This is a genomic window from Pseudomonas sp. B13(2017) (genome assembly GCF_002113245.1).
Taxonomy (GTDB): Bacteria; Pseudomonadota; Gammaproteobacteria; order Pseudomonadales; family Pseudomonadaceae; genus Aquipseudomonas; species Aquipseudomonas putida_Z.
This window is the reverse complement of record NZ_NEJX01000014.1, coordinates 103,281-119,176: the sequence shown is the minus strand read 5'-3', so window position 1 is coordinate 119,176 and position 15,896 is coordinate 103,281. Positions and strand designations below refer to the sequence as shown.

The following is a 15,896-nucleotide window of genomic DNA, read 5'->3' as shown; positions in this document are numbered from 1 at the left end:
GGCTCCACGTATTGTTATTGTTTTTTTCGCCGCCCGTCGTTTGCGAGCGTGGCTGGGGCGTCCATGCGCTATTGCAGGTTGGGCTGGTCCAGTCGCTGGATGAACGCCTCGGCCTGCGGCCAGGGGCCGAAGCCGGAGGCCGGGTTGAGGTGGCCGACGGCCCCCAGTGCAACCAGTTTGCTACCCCAGCCTTGGGCCAGGGCGCTGGCTGCGGCAAAGCTGGCCAGGTGGTCGTTGCTGCTGGCCGCGACAATGCTGGGGAACGGCAGCGGCTGCTGGGGCAATGGCGACCAGCCGTGCTCGGCCAGGCTGGCCGGGCTTGGGTAGTGGGCCGGCCATGGCGCGTTCAGGTCGGGCGGCGCCGCCAGCAATGCACCCTTGATCGGCCGCCGGTAGCGCACCGCCCAGTGGGCGACCATCAGCACGCCTGCGCTGTGCGCTACCAGGATCACTTCACCATCTATCTGGTCCAGTTCGCGCTGGATCGCCTCGACCCGGGCCGTGCAGCTCAGGCCATCGACTTGCAGCGGCGGTACGCTGCGCACCTTGGCCAGGCGGCCTGCGAGCAGGGTCTGCCAGTGTTCGGCGACATGGTCGCGCAGGCCGGGGACGATCAGCACGGTGGCAGTGGTTTGCAGTTTTTCCACGGTGAACCTCGTGTGCGGTGTAGCTCTTGAGGTTCACAGTAAACAGCCCACCCACCGGGTGCTTCACATTGGGCGTCAGGGGCTTTTCATTTGATGACAATGGCCAAGGCAGGGCTTTGCTTTTCAATTCATGACACGCAGGCTATAAAACACAAAACGCATGTCGGCATACCCAACAACAAGAAACCGCATGGAAAACAACCAAAGATGCCTGCCCTAGTCCGTGCCGCCAGCTTGACCAATTACCTTGAGGTGTCCCGCCACCTGGGCCTCAATCCCCATGCACTGTTGGCACAGGTTGGCCTCAGCGCCGCGTTGCTCGATGACCCCAACCGGCGTATCCCGGTTGCCAGCGTCATCACCTTGCTGGAGGCCTCCGCCAGCACCACCCGTTGCGAAAGCTTCGGCCTGCGCATGGCCGAGTTGCGGCAACTGTCGGACTTCGGCGAAATCAGCCTGCTGCTCAGCCACCAACGCACCCTGCGCGATGCGCTGCAGGTAATCGTGCAGTACCGTCACCTGCTCAATGACGCCCTGGCCATTCATATCGAGGAAGCCGGCAAGACCGTGGTCATCCGTGAAGAGGTGATCAACGAACGCGCGCCCTGCAGCCGCCAGGCCACCGAGCTGGCGATCGGCGTGATGATGCGCCTGTGCGCGGCGCTGCTAGGTGCGCATTGGCACCCGATCAGCGCCAACTTCACTCACGCGCCTCCCGCCGACCTGGCCACCCACCGGCGCATTTTCGGCTGCACGCTGGTGTTCGGCAGCGAGTTCAACGGTATCGTCTGCCCGGCCGCCGACCTCGACAGCGCCAGCCCGCAAGCCAACGAGGCCATGGCGCGCCTGGCGCAGCGCTATCTGGACAGCCTGCCGGCGGGCGGCACGCCGTCCCTGGAGCTGGAGTTGCGCAAGACCATCTACCTGTTGCTGCCCATGGGCCGCGCCACCATCGAGCAGGTGGCACAGACCCAGGGCATGAACGTGCGCACCCTGCAGCGGCGCCTGGAAGAAAGCGGGTTGACCTTCAAGGACCTGATCAACAGCGTGCGCCGTGACCTGGTGATGCGCTACCTGGAAAACCCCGGGTATTCGCTGGGGCGTATCGCCGACATGCTGGGTTATTCGATGCCCAGCTCGTTCACCCGCTGGTTCATCGCCCAGTTCGGCATGCCGCCGGCCAGTTGGCGGGCACAGCGGGCTGGCCCATTGGGGCTGCCATGCAGCCCATCGCCGGCAAGCCAGCTCCCACCTCGACCGTATTGACCTCAAGCCATGCGCTATCCCTGTGGGAGCTGGCTTGCCGGCGATGAGGCCAGAACAGGTATGGTACAAACCCTCGACCCAGCGCGGGCCCTGTGGGAGCGGGCATGCCCGCGAAGCAGGCGCCGCGGAGTGTTGTCACCCACGGTCACCTTCTAAAGGCCCCAGTGCATCAACGCCAGCACCAAAAGCACAAGAAACACGCTCTCCCCCACCATCAGCGCAATGGGTTTCAGCCCGACCGCGGCCAGCGCCTTGAGTTGGGTTTTCATGCCCAGGGCACTGATCGCCACCACCAGGCAGCCGCGCGACAGGTCGTTGATACCGGCTTGCACCGCGGTGGGTACCCAGCCTGTGCTGTTGACGCACGCCAGCAGCAGGAAGCCGACCGCGAACCATGGCAGCAAGGGCGGCCGCTGGCCACCGGCCTCGAGGCCCTGGCGCCGGGTGATCATGGCCGCGCAGACAATGACCGGCAACAGCATGGCCACCCGCATCAGCTTGACCACCGTGGCGATGTCGCCGGTCTCGGTAGACATGCTGTAGCCCGCCCCCACCACCTGCGCCACGTCGTGGATGGTCGCACCGAGGAAGACCCCGGCCTGCGCTGGGGAAAGGTGCAGCCACTGGGCAATCATCGGGTAGAGGATCATCGCCAGGGTCGACAGCGCCGACACGCCGATCACGGTGAACAGCGTTGCATGCTCCTTGCGCGGGTGCTGTGGCAAGGCAGCTGCCAGCGCCAGCGCCGCCGAGGCACCGCAAATGGCCGTGGCACCGCCGGTGAGCATGCCGAACAGCCGTGAAAACCCCAGCACCTTGGCCACCACCACCGAGACCAGGATGGTCACCACCACCAGGGTCACGACCAGGGCCACGGGCTTCCAGCCCAGGCTGGCAATCTGGTCCAGGGTGATGCGCATGCCAAGCAGCGCCACGCCCAGGCGCAGTACCGTGCGGGCGGTGAACTCGATACCGGCCTTGCAGGGGCCGTCGACCGCGAGAAAGTTCAGCGCCATCCCCAATAGCAAGGCAAACAGCATGACCGGGGCCGCGTAATGCTCACTGAGGAAACTGGCGGCCGCGCCGACGACAAGGCTGACCACCACCCCCGGGGCAAGGGTGCGGATACGCTGATGGGTAGCGCCAAGTGCCAGTGTATTCATTGCCCCGCCTCCTCACTGTCAAACACGATGTAGACCTGCCCGCCCTGCTGCTCGACCGGGTAGCTGGCAACCTTCAAGGCCCTGGAATTGACCAGGTAGCCGCTGGCCAGGTCAAAACGCAGGCCATGCGCGCAGCACTGGATGACACGGCCTTCCAGCCGCCCGCCGCACAACGACGCGCCCTGGTGCGGGCAGCTGTCTTCGATGGCATAGAGCGAGTCGGCGACGTTGAACAGCGCCACGCTGCGCCCTTCGCAGGCCAACAGCACACGGCCGTCACGTTCCGGCACCTGATGGGGGGCCAATGCAATGCGCCGGGTCATGCCCTCTCAACCTCTTGCAGCGCTTCGGTCATGGCCGCATACAGCACCTCGGCAGGCTGTGCACCCGCAACGAGCGGCCCCTGATTGAAACGGAAACGCGGCACGGCACTGCCAGCGCGCCCGGCCCCATCGAGGAACGGGCTGCCGTCGTCACGCAGGCAGTCGACCACCTGCGCGGTATCCAGCCCGCAACATTGGGCGATGTCGAGCAAGGTGCGGCTATCCCCCAGGTCGCGGCCCTGGTGGAAATAGGCGATGAACAGCTGCGCCAGCAAGGCTTCCAGTTGCGATGGTTCGAGCAACTGGGCAGCCCGTTGCAGCAGCCGATGGGCATTGCCGGTGTTGGGCATGCGGCGGATACGCGAGAAGTCGATGTCCTCGCCTACCACACGGGCAGCGGCGCGCACCTGGGCCTGGCGCTCGCGTACCGCCTCCTCGCTGCCCAGGCGTTGCAGATAGAAGGCATGGAACGGCACGCCACCGGCTGGCAAGCCAGGCAACAACTGCACACCTCGCCATTGCAGTTGTACCTGCACTTGCGGCTGTTCGCGCTGCAACAGCAACAGGGCGGCCTGCAGGTGCCGCTGGCCAATCAGGCACCACGGGCAGACGAAATCGAAGAACACTTCGACGGACAACAGCTGTTTCACGGTTTCAACTCCCGGGGTGCGTCGGCGGCGTCGTGTGCCGGTGCGTGCAGACGATCCATGTCGCGGTGGTAATGACGTTTGGCGAGGAAAAACACCGCCGCTGCGCCGATGCTCATCAGCGGCACCAGCTGGAAGGCGGCATGCAGGCCGATCAGGTCGGAAACGCGCCCGGTGATCAGCGGACCAGTGGCCAGGCCCAACAGGTTGTTGGCCAGGGTCAGGGTGGCAAACGCGGTGCCGTGCACCGAGGCGTGGGTGAGGTTGGCGACCATGGCACTGGACGGGCCGTTGGTGCCGGCGGCGATCATCATGCCCAGGCAGATCAGCACCAGTTGGGCGGTGCCGGCTGGCAGCGCGAAAGCGAGGGACAACAGCGCGCAACTGCCCAGGCAGTAGGCGATGGCCAGGCTGATCTTGCGGTCCGGGCGCTGCCGCCCGAGGCGGTCGCAGAGCATGGCGCAGAGGATCATGCCGATACCGCTGCACAGCACGATGACTGCCGCGATAGCCCCGGCGCGGTCTGTGCCCATGGCGTAATAGCGGTTCAGGTAGCTGGGCATCCACACGATCACGGTGCCGCCGACGAACAGCTGCAGCCCGCTGCCGACGTAGGCCGCGATGACCGAACGGCTGCTGTACAGGGTGCGCAACGGGCGGCCGGCCTTGCCTTGCGACTGCTGCGCGCATCGAGGCGCAATACGCGCCTCCTTGACGATCATCGGGTACAGCATCGCCAGCACCAGGCCGAACAGCGCCATGCCGGCGAATGCCCAACGCCAGCCCAGGTGCTGGGCCAGTACACCGCCCAGGGCCATGCCCAGCACCGAGCCGAACATGCCACCGGCCATGAACGCGCCGGCCAGGGTCGAGCGCATGTCGCGGGGGAACACGGCGACCACCACGGCGATGCCGACACTGCCGTAGGCCGCCTCGCCTACCCCGACCAGAAACCGCGCGATGAACATTTGCGGGTAGTTTTCCGCCAGGGCGCAGCCGAGGGTGGCCAGGCTCCACAGTACCGCCATCAGCACCAGGCTGCGCACCCGGCCGAAGCGGTCGGCCAGCAGCGATAGCGGGAAGGTCAGCAGGCCAACCATCAGCGCGACGATACCGCTGAGCAGGCCGAGCTGGCTGTCGCTCAATGCCCATTCGCCCTTGAGCAGCGGGAACACCGCGTTGAGCACCTGGCGCGACATGTAGTCGGAGATCAACAGGCCAAAGGTCAGGGCGAAGACCACCCAGGCATAGCGCCGGGGGACGCTGTGGGCGGTGTCGGTGCCGGAATCTTCGGCACTGGCGAGATAGGTGGCCATGTTGCCTCCTTGGGTGCGGGGCGTGAGGTTGTTCTTGTTGTTATGGACTACAGCCAACATTCATGTTGCTTTTGCGGGCCTCTTCGCGGGCTCGCCCGCTCCCACAGGGACTGCGTCGACCTTTGGGCCAGTGCCGCACCTGTGGGAGCGGGCATGCCCGCGAAGAGGCCGGGCCAGCCGTACCAGCATCAGCCGCGCTGCGGCACGCCCTTCACACCCGGCTGGCGATTCGGCGCCATGCCGTTGGCCTCGAGGGTCTGCTCGATGCTGTCGTACTGCTGCCCGATGCGGTAAATGGCGCGTGCTTCCTTGCCGCTGGCAATCTCGCGGCCCAGCTCATGGGCCACACGCACGGTCTGCTGGATCTGCTGCACCGAGGTGAAGCGCTTGCCATGCTGGTCGATGATGGTGTCTTCGTTGCCGCAGCGTGGGTGCAGGCCCATGGCCAGGGCCATGGTGTTGAACGGCAGCACGTTCTTCAGCAACGATTCGGCGGTCAGGGTGCAGCCGTCCGGCGCGCGGTGGATGAAGTTGAAGAAGTTGAACGGGTTGGGGCCGTCGAAACCGCCGCCAATGCCGATCCAGGTCAGGTTCAGCGGGCCCATGTAGTCACCACGGCGGACGATGCGCTCGAGTGTCTCCAGGGCATGCATGCCGGTCAGCTGGAAGTGCGGCTGGATGTTGCTGGCCTGCAGGCGGCGCAGGTGCTCGCGGACCCAGGCCGGGCCGGCCGGCACGGTCATTTCGCTGTAGGCGGCATGAATCGCCGGGTTGGCCAGCGAGGTGCCTTCCAGGTACTCGGGGTACAGCAACTCCATGATGTTCATCTGCGTGGTGTTGATGGCCACGGTCACCTGGTCGGGGCGCGGCGTCAGCTCGGCGAGCATGTGCCGGGTGTCGTCCGACAGCCACTTGGCCGCCTCGCCTTCGCCTTCCGGGGCAAAGGAAATCGACCCGCCAACCTGGATGATCATATCCGGCACCGCTTCGCGCACCCCGGCGATCAGCTCGTTGAACTTGGACAGGCGCTTGGAGCCCTTGCCGTCCAGTTCGCGCACGTGCAGGTGCAGTACGGTGGCACCTGCCTCGTAGCAGTCGACAGCCTTCTGCACCTGCTCGTCCATGGTCAGGGGAATGTCTTCAGGGAAGTCTTCGGGCATCCACTCCGGGCCATAGGGGGCCACGGTGATCACCACCTTTTCCATGTTTTCCGGGTGCAACGAATCGTCGAAGAATTGCATGCTGTAGTCCTCGCTATTGTTATTGTGCGGTTGCCGCCAGCGACGGCGACGAACTCAGAACGTGGGGCTGCCCTTGATCCCGGCGCGCTCCATCTTGCGGTGGCACGGCGGGTAGTCCATGACGGCGTAGTGCTGGGTGCTGCGGTTGTCCCAGATCGCCACGCTGTTGGGCTTCCAGCGCCAGCGCACCTGGTACTCCGGCAGGTAGGCCTGGCTGATCAGGTAACGCAGCAGGTCGCTGGCACCGGGGTTGGCGTCCTGCCCGAAGCGCACCCGCTGCGGGGTGTGGTAGTTGCTGAAATGGGTGGTGAAGGCGTTGACGAACAGCACCTGCTCGCCGGTTTCCGGGTGGGTGCGCACCACCGGGTGCTCGGCATCGGGGAACTGCGCCTTCAGCGCCAGGCGCTTTTCCAGCGGCATGGCGGCGCCAAAGCTGGCCTCGATGCTGTGACGGGCGCGCAGGCCTTCGATCTTGGCCTTCACATCGCCTGGCAGGTTTTCATAGGCCAGCACCATGTTCGCCCACATCGTGTCGCCACCCACGGGCGGGCATTCGATGCAGCGCAGCACACAGCCCATCGGCGGGGCCTCGCGCCAGGTGGCGTCGGTGTGCCAAGCATTTTCATAGCGGTCGTTGGGCTGGTCCGGGCGCTTGTAGATCTGCACCAGGCCCGGATGCTCCGGGTCGCTGCCGGCCACCGGGTGGTCCTCCAGGTCGCCGAAGCGGCGGGCGAATGCCACGTGTTCGGCGCGGCTGAAGTGCTGGTCGCGCAGGAACAGCACACGGTGCCGGAGCAACTGCGCGCGAAGCTGGGCGAACAGGTCGTCGTCGTGGATCGCGTCGGCCAGGTTGACCCCACTTACCTCGGCACCGATCGCGCAGGTCAGTTGTTCGATGTGCATGCTGTTGCCCTCTTCAGATGACGAAGATCGACGAGCCGGTGGTCTTGCGCGCTTCCAGGTCACGGTGGGCCTGGACGGCATCCTGCAGTGCGTAGTGCTGGTTGATCTCGATACGGATGCGCCCGCTGCCGACGTGATCGAACAGCTCGCCGGCCAGGTCGGCCTTTTCCGCCGGGTCGGCGATGAAGTCGGCCAGTGCCGGGCGGGTGAGCTGCAGCGAGCCCTTGATCGCCAGCAACTGCGGGTCGAACGGCGGGATGGTGCCTGACGCCGTGCCGACGCAAACCATCAGGCCGCGGCGCTTGAGCGAATCGAGCGAGCCCATGAAGGTGTTCTTGCCAACGCTGTCGAACACCACGTTCACCCCCACCCCGTCGGTCAGCTCACGCACGCGCGTGGCAACGTCCTCGACGCCGTAGTTGATGACGTGGTTGCAGCCATGGGCGCGAGCCACTTCGGCCTTGGCCTCGGTGGACACCGTGCCGATCACGTTCAGCCCCAGCAGTTGCGCCCACTGCGCGACGATCAGGCCGACCCCGCCAGCGGCGGCATGCAGCAGCACGCTGTCGCCGGGTTTGAAGTCATGGAGCCGACGCAGCAGGTAGGCGGAGGTCAGGCCGCGCATGGTCATGGCGGCGGCGGTTTCGAAGGCGATGGTATCCGGCAGCTTGATCAGCGCGGCGGCAGGGATCAGGCGCTCGGTGCAATAAGCGCCCAGGGTGTTGAGGAAGCCGGTGTAGGTGACCCGGTCACCGACCGCCACCTGGGTCACGCCCTCGCCCAGCGCCTCGACCACGCCGGCCGCTTCCACGCCGATGCCATTGGGCAGCGGGATCGGGTAGGTGCCGTTGCGGAAATAGGTATCGGCGTAGTTCAGGCCCACCGCCACCTGGCGCAAGCGCACCTGCCCCGGGCCGGGCTCGCCGACCTCGGCGTCCTCGTAGCGCAGCACCTCGGGGCCACCGGTCTGATGGAAACGTACGACTTTGGACATGCTTGTCTCTCCAATCATCGATCTGGACGCATGGCGTCAGTTCTGGGTGATTGGACTGTATGCCCTTGGTGTGCGGGGTGCTTCGCATCGGACGACAGCGGGTTTTCATTTGATGACAGTACGTGCGTCGACCTGCCGATCACGAAAACCGGTTTTATTCATGAGTCTCCTTGATGGTTATCCATGGCCAGACTAATACTTAAGTCTCTGCCTGGGGAGGCACGAAAAATGCAACCAAGATTCGTTATCGTTCCCGCTGTGCCGATCGAAAAGGAGTCGTTCCGCGTGGGTAGCCGCTATTACGCCGCTACCGTTTGTGGGGGTTTCGACATTTACGATAACCAAGCGAAGGAGCGGCTCAAGCCCAGTTATCCAAGCAGGACGGATGCGCTGATGCAGTGCGAGCAGATGAACAAGCGCGGTGATGCAGGCTGATCGCGCAAGCAATAGCCTTGCTCGATCCCTGTGGGAGCGGCCTTGTGTCGCGATGGGCTGCGTAGCGGCCCCGGCAATCTGTGCATCGACGCAAGATCCGGGGGCTGCTACGCAGCCCATCGCGACACAATGCCGCTCCTACAGGGGGTCACGTGTTCGTGGCCTCGCCCTGCTGCCATCCGGCAATCAGGCGCTGGGCATTCTCCTCGCAATCCATCCCCTGCGGCTTGTCTTCCATGCCTGCAATAACCGCCAGCAACTGCGCGCGGTTGTGCGCCAGCCGCTGCTGCATCGCTTCGATCTCCGCCACCTTGCGCTTGAGGCTGCCCAGCAATAGATCATGCCCACCCGCCGCAGCCCCGGAGGCGTCGGTGAGTTTGCGCATTTCTTCCAGGCTGAACCCGGCCTGCTGGCCGCAGGTGATGATCTCCAGCGCCCGCACCACCTGCTCCGGGTAATCCCGGTAACCATTGCCCAGGCGCCGCGCAGTAATCAGTCCGCTGGCTTCGTAAAAGCGGATACGCGATGCACTAAGCCCCGTGCGTCGCGCCAGTTCACCAATTTTCATAGCGGCAGCATTCCCCTCTTGACCTTAAAGCTGACTTTAACCTTAGCCTTCTCCCGAACCTAGCCCACGCGCGCAAAAACCGATGCGTGGCAACCCTTTGCGGAGATCGCCATGACGCCGTTCCAGCCCCTGCACCTGCCCAATGGCAGTGTCATCCCCAACCGCATCGCCAAGGCGGCGATGGAGGAAAACCTGGCCAACCCGGACCAGACCCCTTCCGACCAGCTGCTGCGCCTTTACCAGGCTTGGGCCGAGGGCGGTGCCGGGCTGTTGCTGACCGGTAACGTGATGGTCGACCCTGGCGCCATGACCGGCCCGGGTGGCGTGATGCTCGATGCCAGCCAGCCACTGCAACGTTTTCGCGACTGGGCGCGCATCGGCCGCGCCCACGGCGCGCAGTTCTGGATGCAGATCAACCACCCGGGCCGGCAGATGCAGGCCAACCTCGGCCAGCCCACCGTGGCGCCTTCGGCCATTGCCCTGGACATGGGCGGTTTGTCAAAGCTGTTCCCCCTGCCCAAGGCACTGGACGAAGCCGAGATCGGCGCGTTGATCCAGCGCTTCGCCCGCACTGCGGCGCTGGCTGAAGAAACTGGTTTCAGTGGCGTACAGATTCACGCTGCCCACGGTTACCTGCTGAGCCAGTTTCTTTCGCCACTGAGCAACCAGCGCCAGGATCGCTGGGGTGGCAGCCTGGAAAATCGTGCGCGGTTGCTGCTGGAGGTGGTCAAGGCCGTGCGCGAAGTGGTTTCGCCCGGTTTCGCCGTGGCAGTGAAACTGAATTCGGCGGATTTCCAGCGCGGCGGTTTCGAACCGGCGGATGCGCGCCAGGTAGTGCTGTGGCTGAATGAATTGCCGGTGGACCTGGTGGAGCTGTCGGGCGGCAGCTATGAGGCACCGGCGATGCAGGGTGATGCCCGCGATGGGCGCACCCTGGCTCGCGAGGCCTACTTCCTGGAGTTTGCCCGGGAAATCGCCGCCATCGCGAAGATGCCGGTGATGGTCACCGGCGGTATCCGGCGGTTGCCGGTGGTCGAGCAGGTGCTGGCCAGCGGTGTGGCCATGGCGGGGATTGCCACGGCGTTGGCAGTCGAGCCTGCCCTGCCCCGACGCTGGCAGAACGGCGAGCCGACGGCAACCGCCGAGCTGCAGCCCATTCGCTGGAAGCGCAAGGCATTTGCCGCACTGGCCTACATGGCCCTGGTGAAATTGCAGATGCGCCGCCTGGCGGCCGGCAGCCGGCCCAAGGCGCATGCGTCGCCCTTGCGCGCCTTGTTGCTGGAGCAAGGCTGCACGTTACTGCGGGTGCGGCAGTACAGGCGTATGATGAAAAGCCGAGCGGATTGATGGTGTGATCGCAGAGCCAGGGGTCGCACATTCGCGCTGGGAGCACCTGCCTTCATCGGCGTCCTCTACCGGAGCACTGCCATGAACAAACCCTTTCAAGCGCTGATCCTTGCACTGGCAGCGCTTTCTGCCTGCTCGTCCAACTCCGCGCTGTACCACGACCAGCCGCTGGTGGCGAAAGTCGCCAACGGCATGAGCAGAGACCAGGTCATGCAGGTCGGCGGCAAGCCCGATGCCGAGACCGAACGCACCGTGGTACCCGGCACCTGCTTCGACTACCTGCTGACCAAGGCCGACAACCGGCAACCCTACAGCGTGAGTTTCGACGGCACCGGCAAAGTGGACAATACCGCTTTCATGACCTGCGCCGAGTGGAGCAATGCTCAGCGCAGGGCCCGCCTGCCCAGCATGGGCGGCTCTAGCGGATCGGGTTACTGAGTCAGTCCAGGCATTCCTTGGCAGCCTGGCGCAATTTGTCGCCAGACAGGAAGCTGCCCTTGTAGAAGGTCGCGCGGCTGCCCTCGCGGGAATCGACTACGTCCAATACATCATCGGATGCCACGGCGCTGGGAGCCGTCAACCGGTAGCCGTGGGCGATCGATTTCTGCGTGGCCTGTGGCGCCAGCGCTTGCCACTTGGGCAGTACGCAGGCGGCATACTGCTGGGGCGATTTGTGGGTCAGTTTGCTGGCAGTGGGTTTGCCAGGGGTTGCGCAGCCGGCAAGGCCGGTGACCAGCACGGCGGCGAGAAAGATACGAAACGTAGACATTTGCAGTTGGCCATCAAGGATACGCGACATTTTAACGGGGGTTGTATTGGCTTACCAATCAACCAAAGTCTCGCTGCACGGGCCGCAACTGATATTTCTGCCAGTGGCCTGGGTAAGTGAAGGCTGGGAAAGTGTATCTGCCAATAGCCTTCGGAGCACACACCATGCAAAGGAACACCAACAGAACGCAATTCTTCTATCAGAATGGAAAACTGATCACCCTGAGGGTTGGTGAACAAGGTCGCAGCTTTTTCCGTACTACAGATGTGCCACTCGCCGAACTGCAAACGGAAGGCACGCACTCCAGCGGCTTGCTGGCGACGGACGATAAGGGTTCAGTACTGAACGTGCAGGAAAACACCTGATTCTGGAGGAACGGGCGCTATCGAGAACACCGGCGTAGCCGGTATCAGCCACCGCGTCGCCTGCTTCGCGGGTGAACCCGCTCCCACAGGGACCCCATCAGCCGAAAGAACGCACCGTTCCTGTGGGAGCGGGCGTGCCCGCGAACACCGGCGCAGCCGGTGCCAGCCACCGCGTCGCCTGCTTCGCGGGCATGCCCGCTCCCACAAGGACCCCACCTGCCGAAAGAATGCGCTGTCCCTGTGGGAGCGGGTTTACCCGCGAACACCGGCGCAGCCGGTGCCAGCCACCGCGTTGCCTGCTTCGCGGGCATGCCCGCTCCCACAAGGCCCCCACCTGCCGAAGGAATGCGCTGTCCCTGTGGGAGCGTGTTTACCCGCGAACACCGGCGCAGCCGGTGCCAGCCACCGCGTCGCCTGCTTCGCGTGTGAACCCGCTCCCACAGGGTCCCCGCCAACCAAAGGAATGCGCTGTCCTGTGGGAGCGGGCGTGCCCGCGAACACCGGCGTAGCCGGTGCCAACCACCGCGTCGCCTGCCGGGGGCGCTCGCTGACACCTGCGCCTGACGTCAATCCAGCGCGCCGTTCAACACCTCGTAGATAATCCCCGTAGCAACTGCCACCAGGATCAGGTCCGCACCCGCCTGCATCCATTCATAGCCATCGTAATGAGGCAGTTGCCCCAGCAGCCTGCCATCGAGCTTCTTGGCGATACCCGGCGGCAGCGGTTTGCCACGGGCCAGGTTCTTCTGAATGCCGGGGGGCAGCGCCGGCCCTGCGCTCCAGTAGCCACGGTGCCCATCAAGAATGCCAAGCACATCACCACGGTTTATCGACGGCCCACCATACGAGCCCCCGTGACCTTGACCATGCTGGCCCTTGTCCTTGCCATGGCCCTGCCCTTTACCATTACCCGGGTCGGCATAAGTGAGCGCCGGCCCCACTGCCAGCGCGATCGAGGTAGCGATAACTGCCCATCGACGCTTTGCCATAGCTGTTTCCTTACACCAGAGACGTCCCAGCACTGTAGACCAAAACCCGGTTCAGGGTGAAAGTCCCCAAACCCGGGTCAGGGCTTGGCACTCCGATAGAGCATGATGGCTGCCACATCGAGTGCCAACACGGCAACGGCGAAGAGAATCATGAAGTACAGATCTTCTGGAAACATGGCCGTATCCCCAAATGGGCAGGTTTTCAGGGATGCAGCAATTCCCGTTCCAAACGCCTGGCTGAACGAGCCTCCCCTCTGCTATCGAGATGATTGCTCCGTAACCACGACATCAGCCGGCAATGTTCCAGCGCGGCTTTCCCATTTTGCGACCACGATTGGCGCCAGCGCATTGCCGAGTACGTTCAGTGCCGTAACGGGCATGTCCATCAATCGATATACCCCTGCAATCAGGGCCACGCCTTCCAATGGCAAACCTGCCGCTGTCAGGGTTGCAGTCAGAATCACAAACATGAACCCGGGCACTCCGGCAGCGCCTTTGGACGTCAATACCATGATGAATACCAGCATCACCTGGTCGGCCAGGGCCAGTTCAATATTGTAGGCCTGCGCGATAAACAGCGTACCCAGGCCCGCAAACAGCGACGCGCCATCCAGATTGAATGAATAACCCAACGGGATCACCAGCGACGTGATCGCTCGCGGCACACCCCGAGCTTCGGTCTTGGCCATCAATTGCGGCATGACGGTGGCAGAACTCGCGCTGCTGAAGGCCAGTATCAGTTCATCCTTGAAGGCCTTGATGATCTCGAAGATATTCTCGCCAACAGCCCTGGCGACAAGGCCCAGCACGGCAATCGCGAAGAACAGTACCGCCACATAAGTAATGGCTATCAGTTTTGCCAGCGGCATCAGTGAATCAATCCCGAAGGTCGACACCGTGACAGCTATCAGGGCAAAGATGCCGATCGGTGAGTAGGCCATGACCATATGAGTGACCTTGAACATGGTATCCACTACCGTCTGCAGCACGGCAACCAAAGGCTGCCTCCTGGGTTCATCCAGCGTAGACAGTGCCACCCCGAACAAGATGGCGAAGAACAGTACCGACAACAGCTTCGCCTCTGCCATTGCGGCCACTACATTGTCAGGAATGATGCCCAACAATACCTTGCCGAGCCCTGCCGAACCATTTTGCACCGGTGGCACTGCTTCACTCGCCGATGAAACGGCGAAACCCGCACCGGCGCCTGGCTGGAGCACGTTACCGACCAGCAGGCCGAAAATGATTGCGACCCCGGTCACGACAAAGAAATAGACAAGGCTTTTTGTTCCCACCCGCCCCAGGGCGCGCTTGCCAGAGCCGGCTATGCCTACCACCATGCAGGAAAACACCAGCGGCACGATGATCATTTTCATCAGTTTTATAAACGCGTCGCCCGCCGGCTGTAGCACCTGTTCGATCCACCACCCCTTGTAATCGGGAAAATGATTCAACAACACGCCAACGCATATACCGACAGCCAGACCAATTGCAATTTGCGTGATCAAATTTATTTTTATTCTCACAGGACTGATCTCTGTTTTTATAAGACACTAGAAAGCAAAGACTGCACTCAAATTCTTGAACCCCTTGATTTCGATCGGGTTACCACTTGGATCCAGGAAAAACATTGTCCTCTGCTCGCCAGGCTCACCCTCGAAACGTACAACCGGTGGAATTTCGAACTGCACGCCCAGAACTTCAAGGCGTTCAGCCAAGGCTTGCCAGCGATCCAGAGGCAATATCACCCCGATATGAGGCATCAGTACAAGGTGCGGGCCGACCTTGCCAGTGCGGCTGGTTTCAAAGGGCTTGCCCACATGCAGAGATATCTGGTGACCAAAGAACTCGAAGTCTACCCACGTATCAGTGCTACGCCCCTCGACACAGCCAAGAACCTCTTTATAGAATTTTCTTGCTTCATCCAGATCTTTGACATGATAAGCAACATGAAAGGGTGTCAACATGATGGTACTCCTCGAACGGAACCACTATCCTCACACCGCCCGGCATTCATGTACACCAACTGACACTTGGTCTGAGCATAAGCATTACTTATGGACATTCAAAATCTGGAAAGCCTCATATCTGTTGTTGAATGCGGCTCCATTGCGGGTGCGGCAAAGAAAGCAAATGTTTCAGCCGCCGCAATAAGTTTGCGCATTCGAAACTTGGAGAAACACTTGGGCTGCACTCTCTTCAATAGAGAGGCACACGCGATAAGGCCGACAGAAAAGCTGCTGGCATTGATTCCACGGATACGTTGCATCGTCGAGCATGCCAATCAGCTCAGGAACGACCTGAACGCCGATACGCTGACCGGGGAACTGCGCATTGGCGCCATATCAACCGCCCTCACCGGCCTTGTACCGGCAGCACTGGAGCATTTGTCATCCTCCGCGCCCGACCTCAAACTCACCATCACGCCCGGTGACTCGAAACTGCTTCATGACAAGCTGATCAATCAGGAACTGGATGCGGCAATTCTGGTGGCGCCACCCTTCAAGACAGCAAAATCGTTGAGAACGCTCACGTTGCGCAGCGAACCGCTGTGCTTGTTGGCACCTGCCGCGGCCTCCCGGGCTGAAGCGCAGGCAATGCTGGCCACCGGGCCCTATATCCGATATGCCGTGGACTCCTGGGGCGGCCTGATAACCCAGCGTTATCTGGACGATCTGGGCCTCGCGCCCAGCGTGGCTTGCGACCTGGATGCGCTCGAGGCCATCAGCCTGTTGGTGTCGCTGGGGCAAGGTGTTTCCTTGGTACCGCAATGGCCGTCATTGCTGGAGCAATCGCCGAACGCCCGGATTCTGAGCGAAGAACCAAGGTACTGCCGCGACATAGTGCTGGCCTACAGTGCCGGCCATCACCGCACATCGGCAATCAAGCTGCTGGCATCCGTACTGATGGCCTGACACCCCAG

At 62.9% G+C, this 15,896-nt stretch carries 19 protein-coding genes; 6 read left to right on the top strand and 13 right to left on the bottom strand.

What is annotated here, in order from left to right; genetic code table 11:
* Positions 1–68: 68 nt before the first annotated feature.
* Complete coding sequence (locus CAG44_RS18510) at positions 69–647, bottom strand: alpha/beta hydrolase (protein WP_085692716.1); 579 nt, start codon at positions 645–647, stop codon at positions 69–71.
* A 207-nt stretch (positions 648–854) separates the two neighbouring features.
* Here CAG44_RS18510 and CAG44_RS18505 point away from each other — a divergent pair, with 207 nt between their 5' ends.
* Positions 855–1,913 (top strand): AraC family transcriptional regulator, encoded by a 1,059-nt coding sequence (locus tag CAG44_RS18505; RefSeq protein WP_085692715.1) that lies wholly within the window; start codon positions 855–857, stop codon positions 1,911–1,913.
* 152 nt (positions 1,914–2,065) lie between these two features.
* On the opposite strand, the gene CAG44_RS18500 is transcribed toward CAG44_RS18505, so the two are convergent.
* The 7 genes from CAG44_RS18500 to CAG44_RS18470 form a co-directional block, all read right to left on the bottom strand.
* Positions 2,066–3,076, bottom strand: coding sequence for a YeiH family protein (locus CAG44_RS18500; RefSeq protein ID WP_085692714.1), 1,011 nt, complete (start codon positions 3,074–3,076; stop codon positions 2,066–2,068).
* The gene (locus CAG44_RS18495; protein ID WP_025338995.1) at positions 3,073–3,399 is read right to left on the bottom strand and encodes a Rieske 2Fe-2S domain-containing protein; all 327 of its coding nucleotides are present in this window, start codon (positions 3,397–3,399) and stop codon (positions 3,073–3,075) included. The genes CAG44_RS18500 and CAG44_RS18495 overlap by 4 nt, the downstream gene beginning before the upstream one ends.
* Positions 3,396–4,049: a DsbA family protein gene (locus CAG44_RS18490; RefSeq protein ID WP_085692713.1), complete on the bottom strand. Its 654-nt coding sequence runs from the start codon at positions 4,047–4,049 to the stop codon at positions 3,396–3,398. The genes CAG44_RS18495 and CAG44_RS18490 overlap by 4 nt, the downstream gene beginning before the upstream one ends.
* Entirely contained in the window at positions 4,046–5,362 is a 1,317-nt protein-coding gene (locus tag CAG44_RS18485) for an MFS transporter (protein WP_085692712.1), read from the bottom strand. Before CAG44_RS18485 ends, CAG44_RS18490 begins: the two co-directional genes overlap by 4 nt.
* A gap of 188 nt (positions 5,363–5,550) precedes the next feature.
* Entirely contained in the window at positions 5,551–6,603 is a 1,053-nt protein-coding gene (locus tag CAG44_RS18480; RefSeq protein ID WP_085692711.1) for a 3-keto-5-aminohexanoate cleavage protein, read from the bottom strand.
* Between the two features lie 54 nt (positions 6,604–6,657).
* Positions 6,658–7,506, bottom strand: coding sequence for a TauD/TfdA family dioxygenase (locus tag CAG44_RS18475; protein WP_013972530.1), 849 nt, complete (start codon positions 7,504–7,506; stop codon positions 6,658–6,660).
* A gap of 13 nt (positions 7,507–7,519) precedes the next feature.
* Entirely contained in the window at positions 7,520–8,500 is a 981-nt protein-coding gene (locus CAG44_RS18470; protein WP_085692710.1) for a quinone oxidoreductase, read from the bottom strand.
* Positions 8,501–8,728: 228 nt separating this feature from the next.
* Between CAG44_RS18470 and CAG44_RS18465 the strand changes: the two genes are divergently transcribed.
* On the top strand, positions 8,729–8,935 hold the full coding sequence (locus CAG44_RS18465) for a hypothetical protein (RefSeq protein ID WP_025338990.1): 207 nt from the start codon (positions 8,729–8,731) through the stop codon (positions 8,933–8,935).
* A gap of 148 nt (positions 8,936–9,083) precedes the next feature.
* Here CAG44_RS18465 and CAG44_RS18460 read toward each other — a convergent pair whose 3' ends face one another.
* On the bottom strand, positions 9,084–9,503 hold the full coding sequence (locus CAG44_RS18460; RefSeq protein ID WP_085591134.1) for a MerR family transcriptional regulator: 420 nt from the start codon (positions 9,501–9,503) through the stop codon (positions 9,084–9,086).
* Between the two features lie 111 nt (positions 9,504–9,614).
* Here CAG44_RS18460 and CAG44_RS18455 point away from each other — a divergent pair, with 111 nt between their 5' ends.
* The gene (locus tag CAG44_RS18455; protein ID WP_085692709.1) at positions 9,615–10,850 is read left to right on the top strand and encodes an NADH:flavin oxidoreductase/NADH oxidase family protein; all 1,236 of its coding nucleotides are present in this window, start codon (positions 9,615–9,617) and stop codon (positions 10,848–10,850) included.
* An 81-nt stretch (positions 10,851–10,931) separates the two neighbouring features.
* A complete protein-coding gene (osmE, locus tag CAG44_RS18450; RefSeq protein WP_085591138.1) occupies positions 10,932–11,288 on the top strand; it encodes an osmotically-inducible lipoprotein OsmE in 357 nt (118 codons plus the stop codon).
* Position 11,289: 1 nt separating this feature from the next.
* Here osmE and CAG44_RS18445 read toward each other — a convergent pair whose 3' ends face one another.
* Positions 11,290–11,649: a hypothetical protein gene (locus CAG44_RS18445; RefSeq protein ID WP_085591140.1), complete on the bottom strand. Its 360-nt coding sequence runs from the start codon at positions 11,647–11,649 to the stop codon at positions 11,290–11,292.
* Positions 11,650–11,783: 134 nt separating this feature from the next.
* Between CAG44_RS18445 and CAG44_RS18440 the strand changes: the two genes are divergently transcribed.
* A complete protein-coding gene (locus CAG44_RS18440) occupies positions 11,784–11,984 on the top strand; it encodes a hypothetical protein (RefSeq protein WP_085692708.1) in 201 nt (66 codons plus the stop codon).
* Between the two features lie 566 nt (positions 11,985–12,550).
* Here CAG44_RS18440 and CAG44_RS18430 read toward each other — a convergent pair.
* From CAG44_RS18430 to CAG44_RS18420, 3 genes are all read right to left on the bottom strand, one after another.
* Positions 12,551–12,973, bottom strand: a complete 423-nt coding sequence (locus CAG44_RS18430; RefSeq protein WP_015270222.1) for an anti-virulence regulator CigR family protein — start codon at positions 12,971–12,973, stop codon at positions 12,551–12,553.
* Between the two features lie 257 nt (positions 12,974–13,230).
* Complete coding sequence (locus CAG44_RS18425) at positions 13,231–14,481, bottom strand: cation:dicarboxylate symporter family transporter (RefSeq protein ID WP_238066261.1); 1,251 nt, start codon at positions 14,479–14,481, stop codon at positions 13,231–13,233.
* Between the two features lie 45 nt (positions 14,482–14,526).
* Positions 14,527–14,940: a VOC family protein gene (locus tag CAG44_RS18420; RefSeq protein ID WP_085692706.1), complete on the bottom strand. Its 414-nt coding sequence runs from the start codon at positions 14,938–14,940 to the stop codon at positions 14,527–14,529.
* Between the two features lie 90 nt (positions 14,941–15,030).
* Between CAG44_RS18420 and CAG44_RS18415 the strand changes: the two genes are divergently transcribed.
* Entirely contained in the window at positions 15,031–15,888 is an 858-nt protein-coding gene (locus CAG44_RS18415; RefSeq protein WP_075045131.1) for a LysR family transcriptional regulator, read from the top strand.
* The last annotated feature ends 8 nt before the right edge of the window (positions 15,889–15,896 follow it).